The 15,946-nt window shown below is 46.9% G+C and carries 14 protein-coding genes and 1 pseudogene; all 15 read left to right on the top strand.

Annotated features, from left to right (window positions below; translation table 11 throughout):
• The coding region (locus VB077_RS05960) for an amino acid synthesis family protein (protein ID WP_323414312.1) at nucleotides 1–391 on the top strand (391 nt) is incomplete at its 5' end.
• 105 nt (nucleotides 392–496) lie between these two features.
• Nucleotides 497–1,384, top strand: coding sequence for an NAD(P)-dependent oxidoreductase (locus VB077_RS05965; RefSeq protein WP_323414313.1), 888 nt, complete (start codon nucleotides 497–499; stop codon nucleotides 1,382–1,384).
• Nucleotides 1,385–1,415: 31 nt separating this feature from the next.
• Nucleotides 1,416–2,837, top strand: a complete 1,422-nt coding sequence (locus tag VB077_RS05970; protein WP_323414314.1) for an L-serine ammonia-lyase, iron-sulfur-dependent, subunit alpha — start codon at nucleotides 1,416–1,418, stop codon at nucleotides 2,835–2,837.
• Between the two features lie 34 nt (nucleotides 2,838–2,871).
• Entirely contained in the window at nucleotides 2,872–4,080 is a 1,209-nt protein-coding gene (locus VB077_RS05975) for an aconitase/3-isopropylmalate dehydratase large subunit family protein (protein WP_323414315.1), read from the top strand.
• Nucleotide 4,081: 1 nt separating this feature from the next.
• The gene (locus VB077_RS05980) at nucleotides 4,082–4,594 is read left to right on the top strand and encodes a 3-isopropylmalate dehydratase (RefSeq protein WP_323414316.1); all 513 of its coding nucleotides are present in this window, start codon (nucleotides 4,082–4,084) and stop codon (nucleotides 4,592–4,594) included.
• A gap of 20 nt (nucleotides 4,595–4,614) precedes the next feature.
• Nucleotides 4,615–6,462 (top strand): cobalamin-dependent protein, encoded by a 1,848-nt coding sequence (locus tag VB077_RS05985; RefSeq protein WP_323414317.1) that lies wholly within the window; start codon nucleotides 4,615–4,617, stop codon nucleotides 6,460–6,462.
• Between the two features lies 1 nt (nucleotide 6,463).
• Nucleotides 6,464–7,603 (top strand): 2-methylaconitate cis-trans isomerase PrpF family protein, encoded by a 1,140-nt coding sequence (locus VB077_RS05990; RefSeq protein WP_323414318.1) that lies wholly within the window; start codon nucleotides 6,464–6,466, stop codon nucleotides 7,601–7,603.
• A 50-nt stretch (nucleotides 7,604–7,653) separates the two neighbouring features.
• Nucleotides 7,654–9,072, top strand: coding sequence for a glutamate mutase L (locus VB077_RS05995; RefSeq protein ID WP_323414319.1), 1,419 nt, complete (start codon nucleotides 7,654–7,656; stop codon nucleotides 9,070–9,072).
• Nucleotides 9,073–9,114: 42 nt separating this feature from the next.
• Entirely contained in the window at nucleotides 9,115–9,984 is an 870-nt protein-coding gene (locus tag VB077_RS06000) for an isocitrate lyase/PEP mutase family protein (RefSeq protein WP_323414320.1), read from the top strand.
• A 373-nt stretch (nucleotides 9,985–10,357) separates the two neighbouring features.
• A complete protein-coding gene (locus tag VB077_RS06005; protein WP_323414321.1) occupies nucleotides 10,358–11,698 on the top strand; it encodes an MFS transporter in 1,341 nt (446 codons plus the stop codon).
• A gap of 103 nt (nucleotides 11,699–11,801) precedes the next feature.
• Nucleotides 11,802–12,677 carry an FAD binding domain-containing protein gene (locus VB077_RS06010; protein WP_323414322.1) on the top strand — a complete coding sequence of 292 codons (876 nt, stop codon included), beginning with the start codon at nucleotides 11,802–11,804 and terminating at the stop codon, nucleotides 12,675–12,677.
• 1 nt (nucleotide 12,678) lies between these two features.
• Complete coding sequence (locus tag VB077_RS06015) at nucleotides 12,679–13,173, top strand: (2Fe-2S)-binding protein (protein ID WP_323414323.1); 495 nt, start codon at nucleotides 12,679–12,681, stop codon at nucleotides 13,171–13,173.
• Complete coding sequence (locus VB077_RS06020) at nucleotides 13,166–14,440, top strand: xanthine dehydrogenase family protein molybdopterin-binding subunit (RefSeq protein ID WP_323414324.1); 1,275 nt, start codon at nucleotides 13,166–13,168, stop codon at nucleotides 14,438–14,440. Before VB077_RS06015 ends, VB077_RS06020 begins: the two co-directional genes overlap by 8 nt.
• On the top strand, nucleotides 14,437–15,450 hold the full coding sequence (locus VB077_RS06025; protein ID WP_323414325.1) for a xanthine dehydrogenase family protein molybdopterin-binding subunit: 1,014 nt from the start codon (nucleotides 14,437–14,439) through the stop codon (nucleotides 15,448–15,450). Before VB077_RS06020 ends, VB077_RS06025 begins: the two co-directional genes overlap by 4 nt.
• Before the next feature lie 112 nt (nucleotides 15,451–15,562).
• Nucleotides 15,563–15,946 (top strand): annotated as a pseudogene (locus tag VB077_RS06030) (sulfide/dihydroorotate dehydrogenase-like FAD/NAD-binding protein); the annotation flags it as partial.

The raw sequence follows: 15,946 nt of genomic DNA on the forward strand, positions 1-15,946 counted from the left end.
AGGTGTGAAAGCTTTGGGCATTGCTAAAGAAGAGGTTAATAGCTATGGCAAAGGTGTCATTGTGGGCGAAAAAGGTGAACTGGAACATGCCGCAGCCATTCTTCACCCGCGTCTTGGCAAACCGTTCCGTGCAGAAGTCGGCGGAGGAAAGGCGATTATTCCTTCCGCTAAAAAGTTGGGTGGAATAGGCACAGGGTTAGATGTTCCCGTTCATTTCAAGGATGCAGCTTTTGTTCGTACCCATTATGATGCGATGGAAGTTAGAATTCCTGATGCTCCACGCGCGGATGAACTGGTTGTAGCCATCGTTGTTACTGCGTCGGGTCGTCCTCATCCTCGTATTGGCGGGCTGCAAAAGAATGAAATTAAGGGTGAAGATGGATTAAGATAGTTTAAGTTTACTCATGGGTACGGCGTTGCCCCTGAGACGATGGTTCAAAGGGACGCGCTGCCGCCCGGTTGGGTCCATTCATTAGACAAGGGAGAGGATAAAACCGTGAACATAGGATTTATCGGTATAGGTACAATGGGTAAGCCCATGGCACTCAATATTCTTAGGGCAGGGTATGCGTTGACAGTTAATGATGTCAGTGAACAAGCTGTTCAAGAGCTTGTTCAACAGGGGGCGCAAAAAGCAAAGAGCCCTTGCGAATGTGCTCGACAATCTGACATCGTCATTACGATGCTTCCCAATAATGCTATTGTTGGTGCGGTTCTTCAGGGTGAAAACGGTATTTTTGCAGGGGCTAAGCCGGGAACTTGCTTGATTGATATGTCCAGTGTTTCTCCCGGGTTTACGCAGAAGATGGCTAAATGCGCTAAAGAGAAGGGATTAGGGTATATTGATGCTCCGGTCAGCGGCGGTGTCAAAGGAGCCACTGAAGGAACACTGACCATTATGGTCGGTGGTGAGCAGGAGGATATTGCTAAAGTCCGCCCCGTTTTAGAAGTCCTTGGCAAGAAAATTCACCATGTTGGCAGTGTGAGTTCAGGAGATGCGGTTAAGTTGGTTAACAATCTCCTTTTAGGAATCAATATGGCAGCCGTCGCGGAGGCATTTACCCTTGGAACAAAACTTGGAATTAAACCTCAGACCCTCTTTGATATTATCAGTGCCAGTTCTGGTAATAGCTATGCTTTATCTTCTAAGATACCTAACTTTGTATTTAAGAACAAATTTGCGCCAGGGTTTGCCATTGATCTTCAGTATAAGGATTTAGAGCTAGCCGTACAAACCGCTAAAGAGTCAAAAGTTCCTATGATGTTAACCAATGTGGCTCAACAGATATTTGAACAGGCTAGAGCGAAAGGTTTAGGTAAAGAAGATATTTCTGCCGTCATAAAACCCATGGAAGAATTGCTGGGTATAGAAGTAAGAAATTAAGAAATTAAGAAAACGCCGGAGGGAATTAAAGGTGAAACAAATTTATGAATGTGTAAAACAAAAGGGATACACATTTGGCAGCTTAACTCTTGGCGAAACGATTGAAATTGCCGGTGAACTCAATTTACGTGTCAGTGATGTGATTATTGCAGAAGCAATGGATCAAAATGCAATGACACGAGAAGAAGTTTTGGATGATGTACTGAACGCATTTGCCCATAATCTATATGCTGCAGAGGTAGGAATTACCTCCGGTTCAAGTTTTCTTTTAGGAACCATTCCCCAGGAATTGGCCGCTGATAATTTCTCAAATCGACTGATTGAAGATGACTTCATTAATAAGATATTAGTCTATACTTTAGCGGCTCAAGTAGGTAATCATTCCTGCGGATTGCAGCCTTGTGCAGGAACGGGTGATTCCTGTACGTATACAGGATTGTATCGCGCCCTTCAAGAGTTTGTGGAGGATAAAGAGGAACGTGCGCGGGCTGTTGCTGTGATGCTCAAAGTCGGGACAATCTTTAGAGCAGGAAAAACGACGACGGGTTGTAATATGGAAGGCTTTGGAGCAGGTTCGGCAGCTACTGCCGCGACCCTTGTTGAACTTCATAAGGGCAGTCCGGAAGCTATGGCGAAAGCGGTAGTTTTGGCACTTTCACCAACGATAGGCACTCCTTGTACACCTCGAGTTATGGTTGCCGGACTTTGTACGACCCATATAGGGGGAGGAGTACTCATCGGTAATCTTGCCGCCAATTTGGCCATGAAGACGGGCATTCCCGTTAATGTGCCTGTTGATGTTATGATTGCGATGGCTGCGGCTATTCATCCTGTTTCAGCCGAACAATTAGTCCCTATTGTTATCCGGTATATGCAGCCGTTTTTCAAGAAGAATCTTGAAGTCGAATATTTTATTGAAGAAGGCGTAAGGGAGCAGGAACACGCAATAATCGAAAAAACGATGGTTTCTGCTATCCAGGAAGCCCGTGCTTTAGCTAAGAAAGCAAATTCCATTGTTAAACCTTTTGGTGAGGCGGTTGTAGGAGGAAGCAGTCAAGCTGTAGGTTCACCGACGAATACAGCGCGAATTGCCCATGCTTTAGCAAAAGGAGAAATAACGGGTGTTAAAATAGAACTTTATGCCGAGCTGTTTGCCCGCCGGGGGATTAACGTGCCGGGAATTCTTATGGCCGCAGTTTTGGGCGCAAGTACAGATAATGGCAATGCCTATAGGGAAATCATGGATAAGGTTCGTCAAAAGAAAATAAATGTTGAAATTGTTAAGGTTGATGAGCCGCAAAAGCAAAGAATTACAATTTTTGCGACAGAACAAAATTCCATGGTTGAAGCCCTAAATCGGGGTGGAGCACGCTTAGTGCTTCAAAAGGCCAGCCCCTCTCTTGAGGAAGCGCGTTTTGCAGCCCAGAGTATGGGGATCGTTTTAGTCGACTAATGGAATTAGCCGATGTGCAAGGGGGGAAATGGGAGTGAATTCAATTGAGGGGTACTTGGCTAAGGCAGCGGGCCGCGAGAAAGTTCATGTGGGTGAAGACATCACTGTAAAAGTGGATTTGGCCATCGCGCATGATGTCACAGGCCCCATGGCTGTTGAACAGTTTCGGAAAATAGGGATAAATCGTGTTTTTGATCCTCATAAAGTTGTCTTTGTTATAGATCATATTATTCCTGCCGCAACAATCGACGCGAAGATCGGACAAAATACTTTGAAAGCATTTGCACGTGAATTCGGGGTTAAGGTTTATGATCGCGCAGATGGAGTGATTCATCAAATTATTGCCGAGAAGCATCGGTTGGAACGGGGATCCATTCTTGTGGGGGCTGATTCGCATACCTGTACAGCCGGAGCGTATGGCGCACTCGCCATTCCCGTAGGGGCGACCGAACTCGCCGCGACGATGGCCACGGGGACGCTTGATTTAGAAGTACCGGAAACCTATGAAATCCGATTAGAAGGAAGACTTCAACCGGGAGTTTATGCCAAAGATGTCATTCTCCACTTGATTGGCCGTTTTGGAACGAATGGTTTTACAGATAAGGCTGTTATTTATACAGGCAGTCTGGTGAAACATCTGAGCATCGATGAGAAAATGACGATATCCAATATGGGAATTGAAATGGGAACGATGATTAGTTATTTTGCCGACTCCAATGAATCCATTGGAGAGGTTAAGAAGGTCTTTACTTTTCAAGCGGAAGAAATAAAGGCTTGTGTGGCTTGTTCTCCAAATCCGGGTAATTTTGCGAAGGCAGCCGACGTTGCAGGAACGAAGATTTCGCAAGTTGTTATTGGAAGTTGTACTAATGGCCGTTTAAGTGATATGAAGATTGCTGCCGAAGTTTTAAAAGGGCGTAAGGCAGCTAAAGATGTCCTTCTTTTGATTATTCCGGCGTCGAAGGATATTGCCCAAGAGATGGAAGATCAAGGGCTTACCCGTATTTTTCGCGAGGCCGGGGGAGTGGTTACAAGTCCCGGCTGCGGACCCTGTTTCGGGGCCCATATGGGATTATTGGCAGCTGAAGATGTCGCAGTTTCGACGACAAACCGAAATTTCCCGGGAAGAATGGGGCATCGTGAAGCAAAGGTATTCTTAGCTTCTCCACGTTTAGCGGCAGAGAGTGCTGTAGCCGGAGAGATTGTATCTCCGGGAACAGTTGCACCTTTAGGGGGTGTATGAGATGGCATGGAACAATAAACTAAAAGGACGAGTTTGGAAGTTCGGAACGAACGTGGATACCGATCAGATTTTACCCGGATACGCGATGGCGGCACCTGAGGATAAGCTGAAAGAGTATGCTTTAGCGGGGAGTGCCATTCCTGACTTTGCTCACAAGGTACAGCCTGGGGATATCATCGTGGCGGGTGATAATTTCGGATGCGGTTCCAGCCGCGAGCAAGCGCCTGTGGCCTTAAAGGAAGCCGGAGTCGCCCTCATCATAGCCAAGTCCTTGGCTCGGATTTTTAGGCGTAACTCGATCAATATCGGGATGCCCGTTTTAGTCGCTGATATTGCGGATAAGATCGAAAATGGCCGGGAAATCGAAGTGGATTTAGTCACAGGGGAGATTACACTCTTGCCTACCGGAGAAAAGGTCAAGGGTCAGGCCCTGGCTCCTAACGTTTTGGAAACTTTAGAGTGTGGCGGGCTTATTGCTAAAGTCAGACGTCACTTAAATCCCAGTAACGGATAAGTGGTTAGGAGGTTTTTTTGATGCAAGAAAAAACAAAGAAGATTATATTAGAGGACTATGAACGCGTTCAGGCTTATGAAAAAGTCTTTAGTGCCGAGATGCCTAAAGTGGGACCGGATGGTTCGATCAGTGGTTTGCCTGCTCCTTTTCCCCGGATGGTGCATGGGGTCGAGCGGAGCGGCTATAGGATCGCGGAATTAGGCCGCCAAGCGGCAAAATCGGGTATCCCTGTGCAAAATCCGATCTTAGGCCGCAATAGTGCGGAGGAAACCTATAAAGAGTCTTGCGAAATGTATAAAGTCGCCGAAGAACTGGGAATTACCTTATTTCACTTCGTGCACTCTGAGGCTACTCGCCATATCGATCCGCTGGATGGGGAAGAGCTCATTGAGCAGTCCCGCGGAAAAGGCGGTATCACCCCGATGGGGGAAAGAAAGTTTATTGAAATCGGCGGCGGTGCAAAACACCCTGTGCGCATTAATGCAACGGGCGATACCCCCCATCTGTCCATTATCAATTCTTTGATTGCGGGTTTTGACGGCACAGACATTGGCCCGGTTATTCATGTGCACTTTGGCGGTCGGGGAATTCATGATTATAAGACGAAAGTTCTCAATGGATATAAGGCTTTGCAGGTGTGTGCCGATAACAACATCTTCGTGCAAACCGATTCGCATAAGCACTTAAATAATATCGGCGGTACAGACGGTATGGCTCTAGCCATGTGCTTGATGGCCGAAGGTCTGGCCATTCATGCCGGCTTGCCAAAAGCCTTAAGCGGATTGCAAATGAATGTGGCCGGAATTAACCTTTTAGCGGATTTGGCCGTGATGAGAGCTTTTAAACAAGTGATGTGGAGTGAATTTTTGATTGCCGTCCCTGAAACGTTCCAGAACCCGCCCGCTGATTTAATTGCGGAACAGGCTCACTTTGCCAGAATGGCGATTAGTGCGAAGTTAGGCGGAGCAAACTTCTATCGCCCGAAGGCCGCGGAAAATGTCGGTATTCCGACGGGAGCATCCATGGCCAAAGCGATCTGGGCTTCCCAAAATGTCTTTGAAAATACAGCGCGATATACGATCGATGACCCGGCGATTGATCATCGTCAAGAGGAGATTCTCCGTGAGGCGATGGCCGTTATCGGCAGAACGTTGGAAATCGAGCGGGAAGTCACTCCGGATGAAATAGGCCCTGACTTTTGGTTGAAGTATGGTGCCGAAGAACTGATTGACCGTATCGTTACCGCGGGTAAAAGCGGGATTCTTGATGCACCCCGAGCCGGAGGCTGGGATTTGAAACGGGGTGTGAAAACCCATCGGGATAAAGATGGCATTCGGCGCTATGTACCCGGATATGGACCCGTGGGTATTGCCCCGCAGAAATTAGCCTTTACCAGCGAAGAAGTCAAAGTGGATCAAAAGGTACCGGTTACCCAAAAAGAAAAAGTGTTATTAGCCACGGTGGGGGCTGATGCTCATGTCGTAGGCATCAATATGATTCGGGAGGCCTTTGAGCAGGCCGGTTATGAAGTGATTTTTCTCCGGGGTATGAATCTACCGGAGACGGTGGCTGAAGTCGCCGCGGAAGCCAAGGCGGATGTCATCGGGGTCAGTAATCTTCTGGGTCTGGGTATTACCTTGTTCCCGCGGGTGGATCAACGGCTGCAAGAACTGGGGATTCGGGATAAAGTTTTGTACATTGCCGGGGGTCGGATTGCGGAAAAAGAAGAAGAACATGCTCAAGTAGAAGCCAAGATTAAGAAAGAAGGAACAGGCTTCTTAGGAGTCGATGGTTTCTTCGGACCGGGGACTGATCCGGCAGGGGCTATTCAATGGGTCAAAGATCATATTAAAAAGGGAGGGAAATAAAATGGAAGAGCAACGTCGAATTCGAACGGTCATTCTCAGGGCGGGAACCAGTAAAGGGATTTTCTTAAGGGAAAATGATCTTTCGTCCGATCCCAAAGAGAAAGATCAAGAGATCCTCTCTATTTTTGGAAGTCCGGATGTCCGTCAAATTAACGGATTAGGGGGTGCGGATCCGTTAACCAGTAAGGTCGCCATTATTGGCCCGACTTCGCGTAAAGATGCAGATGTCGATTATACGTTTGGACAAGTCAGTTTTACGAATGCCATGATTGATTATTCGGGGAACTGTGGAAATATTTCTTCCGGTGTAGGTCCTTTTGCGGTGGATGAGGGTCTGGTTCGGGCCGTCGAGCCGGTCACTGAAGTCCGTATTCATAATACGAACACGGGGAAAATTTTAGTGGCCGAAGTTCCCGTGAAAAATGGCAAGGCACAGGTTGTAGGAGATTATTCGATTGCGGGAGTGCCGGGTACCGGGGCTAAGATCATGCTTGATTTTGCAGGTACGGCGGGTGCGGTAACGAATAAGGTGCTGCCTACCGGTAAGACGGTTGATGTACTTGATATTGATGGAGTCGGTAAGATCGAAGCTTCTATTGTTGACGTCGCTAATCCGATGGTCTTTGTTCGGGCTAAAGACCTGGGCCTAACCGGAATTGAAACCCCGGCCGAAATTAGCGCCAACAAAAAAATGCTCGCCATTCTCGAGCAAATTCGGGGTAAGGCAGCAACCATGATCGGCATGGCCAAGAATCCGGCCGATGCTTTACAAAATAGCCCGGCCTTTCCGATGGTTGCCTTTGTGAGTGAACCTCAGGATTATCATGATTTTACGACCGGAAAGAAGATTGCTAAGGAAGACGTCGATTTGGTATCGAGATTGATGTTTATGCAAGTCATGCATAAAACCTATGCCGGTACGGGGACAACCTGTACGGGAGCAGCGGCGAAAATCCCGGGGACCCTTGTCCATGAGGTGTGCCGTTCCCAAAATTCTCTGGTGCGGATTGGGCACCCGGCCGGTGTGATTAATATCGAAGTCGAAGTCGAGAGCCAGGGAGATAAGGTTAAGATCAAAAGGGCTGCTTTTGGACGGACCGCCCGCCGCATTATGGACGGATATTGTTACATTGTGAGATGAATTCCCTGTTTTAAAGCGTGTCAGGGGGTGAGGAAATAAAGCAGGTCGATTTGTTAGTCTATGACGTAGGAAGTACCTACACCAAAGTAACCGCTTTTGCCAGAGAAGCACAAGAATTTAAACTCATGAGTCGGTCTCAGGCTCCAACAACGGTGAAAAACATTAAAATCGGGCTTGTGGAAGCGAGAAAAAACTTGGCGCGGAGCATGGGTTCCGAAGATATTGCTCCGCAACAGGTCTTGGCCACAAGTTCTGCAGCGGGCGGACTACGGATGGTGGCTATGGGCTATATGCCGAGAGTTACCGCTAAAGCGGCCAAAGAAGTCGCGATGAGTGCAGGTGCACGGGTGCTTGAAATCATTTCCCATGAAACGCCGCTTGATTTTCGCATCCAAGTTCTCCAGGAAATTAAGCCGGATATTATCCTTTTAGCAGGGGGAACAGACTGCGGTGATGAGGATTCGCTTTTAGAGAATGCTCAAGTCATCATTGATAGCAAGTGCAGCGCTGTTGTAATTATTGCCGGTAATATTCAGGTTCAGGCGCGAGTGGAAAAAGTTCTGGAATCACAGGGAGTCCGCACCATTCGCGTTCCGAATGTCATGCCAACTATTCATGAACTCAAGGTAAAACCGGCACGCGAAGCGATCCATCAACAGTTTATTCGTCAAATTACGAAGGCTAAAGGCTTGGGAAGCTTGATGGAGATGGTTTCTAACGGGCGGGTTATACCGACACCGGGAGCCGTTTTAATGGGTACAGAACTCATGGCCTTGGGTACTCCGGAAACCGAAGGTATCGGCAATATGATGGTTATTGATATCGGGGGAGCGACGACAGATGTTCACTCTGTCTTACCCGACTTGGCGCTGATCAGTAATGAAGAAAAAGGTTTAATCGTTTCCGATGAAAAACAAGTTTCCTACCGAACGGTCGAAGGAAATTTAGGCTTAAGAGTAAGTGCTACAGGAATTGTCGAAACAGCGGGAGCAAATGGTGTCTTAGCCAAGGTTGCACTCCAAGGAGAAGACCTTGCGGAAGAATTGAAAGCTTATGCTCATTTCTTAGAGAAGAATCCTGAGTATATCAGTACAACTGAAAAAGAAAAGCGATTTGATCAAGGAATGGCGATTGCCGCCATCGAAATTGCGATTAAACGTCACGCGGGGTATATTTCCCAGTCCTTTGATCCCGTGATGGGGATTGTTCCGGGTACTCCTGTTGGACGCGATCTGCGGAAAGTACACAAAGTGGTAGCCGTCGGGGGGATCTTTGCACACTCCGGTGAAGAACTCGGCCGCGATATTCTGACAAAAGCCTTTGCCAATAGGGGGATATCACTTTTACCCGAAACACCGGAGTTTATTATCGATACGTCTTACTTACTTTACACGATTGGCGCCTTGGCTGCGGAGCATCCAAATGAAGCCTTAGTTCTTGGTTTACACACTATTTTTAAACAACCCTGATGGGGTGGAGATAATGACAAAATATAGTTAAGGGGAGTTAACATGAATAATAAAGGGAAGAAACTAAGACAGTTATTAGCCTCGAAAGAAATCCTAATTGCTCCGGGAGCCCATGATGTATTGACCGCTAAAATTATTGAAAAGACCGGATTCAATTGTGTGTATATGACCGGTTATGGACAAGCCGCCAGCCATTTAGGAATGCCTGATGTCGGGCTTTTAAATATGAGTGAGATGCTGGCGCGAGCCAATAATTTTGCCAGTGCTGTTGAGATTCCCGTCATCGCGGACGGCGATACAGGCTTTGGCAATGCGATTAATGTCATTCGAACGGTACGCCAATATGAAATGGCTGGGGTTGCGGCGATCCAACTGGAGGATCAAGTGGCACCGAAGAAATGCGGACATATGACCGGACGACAAGTGATTCCGATGGAAGAAATGGTCGGAAAGATCAAAGCTGCCATTGAGGCACGGCAAGACCCTGATTTTGTGATTATCGCCCGTACAGATGCGAGGACAGTTCACGGCATAGAAGAAGCGATTCGCCGGGGCAAAGCCTACGAAGAAGCCGGGGCAGACGTTATTTTTATCGAGTCTCCGGAGTCTGTCGAAGAAATGAAAATGATTACTTCGAGCTTTAAAGTACCAGTCCTAGCCAATATGGTCGAGGGAGGGCGTACTCCCCAATTCCCTGCGCAGAAGTTACAAGCCATAGGTTACAATCTGGTTATTTTCCCAACGGCGTCAACTTATATCACGGCCCAGAGTATGAAGAACTTAATGTCAGAGATCAAGAAGACGGGTACAACTGAAGGTATCATGGATCAAATGATCCCATTTACAGAATTTAATGCGTTAATTGGCTTAACAGAAATCAGAGAATTGGAAGCCAAATATGTACTCGGTTAGTCTTTTTCAGATTCATCCCAAGGGAATGATCTTATCTATTCAAACTCATTCTTTTTTACACTCGAGGACAAATAGAAAACGGAAAGACCGGGGTAATTAACCCCGAGGGCATTTGACCCAGTCAGGAAGTTTACATGGACTTTAGCGGTCTTATAAGAGGTCGTTCTTATAAGACGTGGGAGGTGAAACTGTAAGGCAGCTTTTAGAGACCCCTTTCGGCAATGTTCATATAAATTAATCTAATAATCCCAATTATAATATATCATTATCACATATCAGGCCGTTAAATGTCAATATGTCCAAGGAGTGGACTAAAAAGAAAGAGTGAGAATTAAGATAAAGTCCTTAATTAAAGAGGGAGGAAAACAAAGGCATGGTGAATATTTCTGCACGTATTGATAGATTACCTAGTACTCCGATGCTTCGGAAAATTCTATTCTTATGCGGTATTGGCTGGCTATTTGACGCTATGGATCAAGGGATGGTTGCCGGGGTTATGGCGTCTATCGGTAAGGACTGGGCACTCAGCACAGGTCAATTAGGGGTGCTGGGTAGTTCAGCAATGCTTGGAATGGCGATAGGTGCAGCCTTATCAGGGATGGCCGCAGATCGCTGGGGTCGAAGAACCGTAATCTTGTGGGTTTTAATCATTTATGGGGTAGCGAGTGGTCTTTCCGGATTTTCTACCAATTTTACGATGCTCGTGATTTTAAGATTCTTTACGGGTTTTGGCTTGGGCGGTGAGTTACCGGCAGCTTCAACTTTAGTGAGTGAATTTTCTCCAACTAGAATTCGCGGACGTAATGTTATTCTCTTAGAAAGTTTTTGGGCATGGGGTTGGATTGTCGCCGCACTCGTGGCATACTTGCTTATACCGGTTTATGGATGGAGAATTGGTTTTTGGGTAGGGGCTTTTCCTGCACTTTTTGCGGCTGTTATACAGAGGGCTATTCCCGAATCTCCGCGTTATCTTGAGTTAAGAGGTAAGAGTGATGAAGCGGATGCAATTGTCAGCCGTATGGAAAAACAAGCCGGCATTAACTATAAACCAGAGAGCGATAGTGAAACAGCGCCCAAAAAGGTTAATAATGTGCATGTATCCTTCGCCGATCTGTGGTCAAAAAAATATCTTGCCAGCACGATTGTATTGTGGGTCATTTGGTTTGGTCTTAACTTTGGTTATTATGGTTTTGTCCTATGGACCCCAACCTTGTTAGTAGGTAAAGGCTTTGCTTTGGTGAAAAGCTTCGAATTTACATTGATTATGTGTCTCGCACAGTTACCGGGATATGCCAGCGCGGCCTATCTTGTTGAAAGGATTGGCAGGAAGAAAGTTTTGGTCGTCTATCTCCTGGGCACTGCTTTAGCGGCATGGTTGTTCGGGCATGCCGGAACGGCTAACCAAGTCTTACTCTATGGCTGCTTACTCTATTTCTTTAGTTTAGGTGCTTGGGGATGTACGTATGCCTATACTCCGGAAGTATATCCAACCGTTGCCAGAGCAACCGGTTCGGGTTGGGCTGCTGCCTTCGGTCGTTTAGGTGCGTTCCTAGCGCCGATGATCGTGCCGGTTATTTACTCGGCATATGGTCAAGCGGCTGGCTATAAGAATGTATTTATCATGTTAACCGTGGTCTTTGCAGTTGTGGCTATCGTTGTCGGAATCGTTGGAAAAGAAACGATGGGCAAATCACTTGAAGAAATTACGGATTGAACCTATTTTTTAATCGACGCGGATGGTTTTGCCTCTTGCGCATCTTCATCCGCGCATTTTTTAAAACTCAGGGGCTGCCGGCAGCAGCGGAATGGAGGTTATTATGCCGGAATGCAGTGTATATTTACAACCGCAATCGATGGCCGATGCTTTAAAGTTTCTTGCAGATTTTAAAGGGAGCTTAAGGCCTTTAGCTGGAGGAACAGATATTCTTCCGGACATGAAGAAGGGAAAATTAAAGAATGTTGGAATACTTGATTTGTCGAGAATACCGGATATTCGTAAGATCAGTATCCAAGAAAACGTGATTAAATTAGGGAGTTTATGTTCATTTTCGCAGATCGAAAACTCTCCTCTCATCCAGGAAAGAGTGCCTTTATTATCCGAAGCCGCTGCATCAGTGGGTTCTCCGCAAATCCGGAATCTTGGGACTGTCGGGGGAAATATTGCCAATGCTTCGCCTGCGGCGGATACGGTCAATGCACTGGTTGCATTAGATGCCAAGGCTAAACTTAATTCGATTGAAGGATCCCGAACCGTGCTTCTCAGTGAGTTGTTATGCGGGGTTGGAAAAACCAATATTCAGCCCAAGGAAATATTGACGGAAATTAGCTTCGAAATTCCTAATAATAAGAGTAAATCCGGCTTTATCAAGCTGGGACGTCGTAAGGCACTGGCGATTGCGAGAATGAGTTTGGCGATGATCATAACGGAACAAGAAGGGGTCATTCGACAGGCTCGCGTCAGCTTAGGGGCAGTGGGCCCTAATCCCAGCCGAAATAATAAATTAGAAGACTATTTAATCGGTAACAAACCCACTGAGTCCCTAGTCAATGGCTTCGCCGAAACGGCAGGCATGGAAGTTGCCCGTATGCTTGGTTCGCGGGCCTCAGCCCCTTATAAGCGCGAAGCGATCAAGGGGATAGCCCGGGATTTAGCGAGCAGATTGTTACTCGATACGGAACAGGCGGTGATGTAAGATGGCTCAATATCATCTTGAAATGAAGGTTAACGGAAAACAGGTAGCCCTGGATATTGATCCGGGACTGCGGTTGCTCGACGTCTTGCGTGACTGTTTGGGTTTAACAGGGGCTAAAGAGGGATGCAGTGAAGGGGAATGCGGTGCCTGTTCGGTTATTCTTGACGGGGAGCTTGTAGACTCGTGTTTGGTTTTTGCTCCGCAGGCCTATGGCCGGGACGTTCTGACGATTGAAGGGATAGCTGATGAGGGGGAACTGAATTATCTTCAGCAAGCGTTTTTAGATGCGGGAGCCGTTCAATGCGGGTATTGCACACCGGGAATGATTTTAGCGGCTAAGGTTCTGCTTGATCGCAATCCTCATCCTACACGGCAGGAAATCTCAAAGGCGATATCCGGTAATATTTGCCGTTGTACCGGTTATGCCAAAATTGTTCAGGGTGTTGAAATTGCCGCAGCAAGTAAGGCCGCGAAGGAAGGTGTTGTCCGTGCCTGATTACAGTGTTGTCGGGAAATCTGTGCAGCGGGTCGATGGACGAGAAAAAGTTACGGGCTCAACCCTCTATGCAGGAGATATTGATCTTCAAGGAGCTCTTACGCTCAAGGTTTTACGGAGTCAAGTTGCTCATGCGAATGTAAAAGGTTTTGACTTAACCGAGGCCATGAAGGTTCCGGGAGTAGTCAGGATTTTTACGTATAAGGATATACCCGGAGAAAACAGTTATGGAATTATTGTTAAGGATCAGTCTGCATTGACAGATAAGGTTCGTTTTAAGGGAGATGCGTTGGCGCTTGTTGCTGCTGAGGATGAAGCCAGTGCCCAAAAAGCCCTCGGGTTGATTAAAGTCGATCTCGAAGAGCTCACTCCTGTTTACGATGTCTGGAGTGCCATGAAGGAAGATGCACCGGCTATCCATGAAAAAGGCAATATTCAGCTGATCAGCAAGATTAAAAAAGGTGATGTTAATTCGGCATTGAACCACGCTGAAGTTGTGATTTCACGGAGATACACAACGCAAAAGATTGAGCATTGTGCTATCGAAACTGAAGCAGGCGTGGCTTTCATGGATGAAGACGTACTTGTTATCAAAGTTTGTACCCAAAATCCTCATTATGATCGAAAAGATGTTGCCCGTGTTTTAGGTCTGCCGATGAATAAAGTAAGAATTATTCAAATGGCTACCGGGGGTGGATTTGGCGGGAAATTAGATATTTCTCTTCAATGTTACCTCGGTCTGGCCGCACTTAAGTTAAGACGTCCCGTTAAAATGAGCTATGATCGGCAGGAGTCTTTTATTGCGACCAGCAAACGCCATCCCTTTTTTATTGACTATACGACAGCAGCCGATAAAGAAGGAAAATTGCTGGCGGTTAAAGTCAAGGTTGTCGGCGATACAGGGGCTTATGCATCCTACGGTCCGGCAACGTTAATCAGGGCAGCGGTACATTCCAGCGGTCCCTATGAAGTGCCTAATGCAGATATTGAAGCTCTTTGTGTATATACTAACAATCCTTTCAGCGGGGCCATGAGGGGATTTGGTACGCCTCAAATGGCTTTTGCAAGCGAAAGTCAGATGGATATCGTTGCCCAAGCTTTAAAGATAAGTCCTCTGGAAATTCGGCGACGGAATATTGTTCATAATGGCTCGATTACCGCTACCGGACAAAAACTGGAAGGTAGTATTGGGATGGGGAAAACGTTAGAGGCTGCCTGGGAAAAGGCTCTCCAGGTTATGCCTGGGCTGGAGGCTAGATCTAAATGAAAAAGCGTGGATTTGGAATAGGTACTATGTGGTACGGTATTGGCAATACAGCCAGCAATAATCCGGCGGGTGCCTTTGTTGATATTTCGGATGACGGCACTGTTACGGTTCTGACCGGCTGTGCTGATATGGGTCAGGGCTCAACAACAGTTCTGGCACAGATAGCGGCTGAGACGATTGGGGTTTGTTTGGAAGATGTTGTTGTCGTATCAGCCGATACGGGTGTTACTCCCGATGCAGGTGCCTCATCGGCATCACGTCAGACGTATATTTCCGGAAATGCGGTTCGCTTGGCAGCCGAAAGTGCACGTGAGCCAATGCTCTCGAAAGCGGCTGAGATATTAAATCGGCCTATTCAAACGCTGACTCTAAAGCAAGGTCGGATATGGAACGGCGATCAACCTACAGAGCTGACTGTAAAAGAACTCATTACGAAGTGCCGCGGCGATGGGAACCTGACACTTGGACATGGTTATTTTAATCCGGCGGCGACCAAACTTGATCCGGAAAACGGACAGGGTATTCCTTATGCAACGTATGCGTTTGCAACTCAGGTCGCTGAAGTCATTGTGGATACGGAGACAGGAATGGTCGAAGTGACCAAGATTGTAGCAGCGCATGATGTGGGCAAAGCGATCAATCCGCAAAGCGTTGAAGGACAAATTGAAGGCGGCTGTGCCATGGGGTTAGGCTATGCCTTGACCGAAGAGGTCGTCATTAAAGACGGAGAAATTAAGAATCCGGCATTATCCACTTATCTTGTTCCTACCTCCATGGATGTTCCGGAAGTTTATCCCATTATCATCGAGGAATTGGAAGCCAGCGGACCTTACGGTGCAAAAGGAGTAGGGGAACCTGCGTTGGTTCCTACGGCCGCAGCTATTGCTAATGCGGTTACTGATGCCTTAGGCATCCGTATTTACGATTTACCAATGACACCGGAGAAGATCGTAGAGGCAATAAAGGCTGCATCAGAGGAAAAACCCAACTATGAGACGAAGTTAAAATAAATTATTTCCTTTTAAATGGATCGATCCCGGCATTATACGACTGAAAAACTGGGTTTCGGTCCATGTATTTTAGCCGGAAATAAGGTTTTAAATGGTTTAAGGAGGAGTGTTCGTGTACCGGGTAGTTAAAAGAAGACAGCTAGCGGCTGCGCCTTCCATTGTTCTTATGGAAGTCGAAGCGCCGGCAGTGGCAAAAAAAGTTGAACCAGGGCAATTTGTAATCGTCCGGATGGACGAAAAATCGGAACGAATTCCGTTAACCGTTACGGATTTTGATCGAGAGAAGGGCACGATAACCATAGTTGTTCAGGACGTGGGCTATTCTTCTTCATTGATCAATGAGATGCCAGAAGGAAGCTCTTTTCAAGATTTCGTCGGTCCCCTCGGTGTACCTTCGGAAATTGAAAATTACGGAACAGTCGTCTGTATTGGCGGAGGACTAGGGGTTGCTCCTGTTTACCCGATTGCTCGTGCTTTGAAAGAAGCCGGAAATAAA

This window comes from Desulfitobacterium sp., from assembly GCF_034927245.1.
Taxonomy (GTDB): domain Bacteria; phylum Bacillota; class Desulfitobacteriia; order Desulfitobacteriales; family Desulfitobacteriaceae; genus Desulfitobacterium_A.

Excerpts from the sequence above, each read along its gene's own strand:
- VB077_RS06000 (WP_323414320.1), top strand. The coding sequence starts at position 9,115 with ATGAATAATAAAGGGAAGAAACTAAGACAGTTATTAGCCTCGAAAGAA.
- VB077_RS06015 (WP_323414323.1), top strand. The coding sequence starts at position 12,679 with ATGGCTCAATATCATCTTGAAATGAAGGTTAACGGAAAACAGGTAGCC.
- VB077_RS06025 (WP_323414325.1), top strand. The coding sequence starts at position 14,437 with ATGAAAAAGCGTGGATTTGGAATAGGTACTATGTGGTACGGTATTGGC.
- VB077_RS06010 (WP_323414322.1), top strand. The coding sequence starts at position 11,802 with ATGCCGGAATGCAGTGTATATTTACAACCGCAATCGATGGCCGATGCT.
- VB077_RS05990 (WP_323414318.1), top strand. The coding sequence starts at position 6,464 with ATGGAAGAGCAACGTCGAATTCGAACGGTCATTCTCAGGGCGGGAACC.
- VB077_RS06005 (WP_323414321.1), top strand. The coding sequence starts at position 10,358 with ATGGTGAATATTTCTGCACGTATTGATAGATTACCTAGTACTCCGATG.
- VB077_RS05985 (WP_323414317.1), top strand. The coding sequence starts at position 4,615 with ATGCAAGAAAAAACAAAGAAGATTATATTAGAGGACTATGAACGCGTT.
- VB077_RS05980 (WP_323414316.1), top strand. The coding sequence starts at position 4,082 with ATGGCATGGAACAATAAACTAAAAGGACGAGTTTGGAAGTTCGGAACG.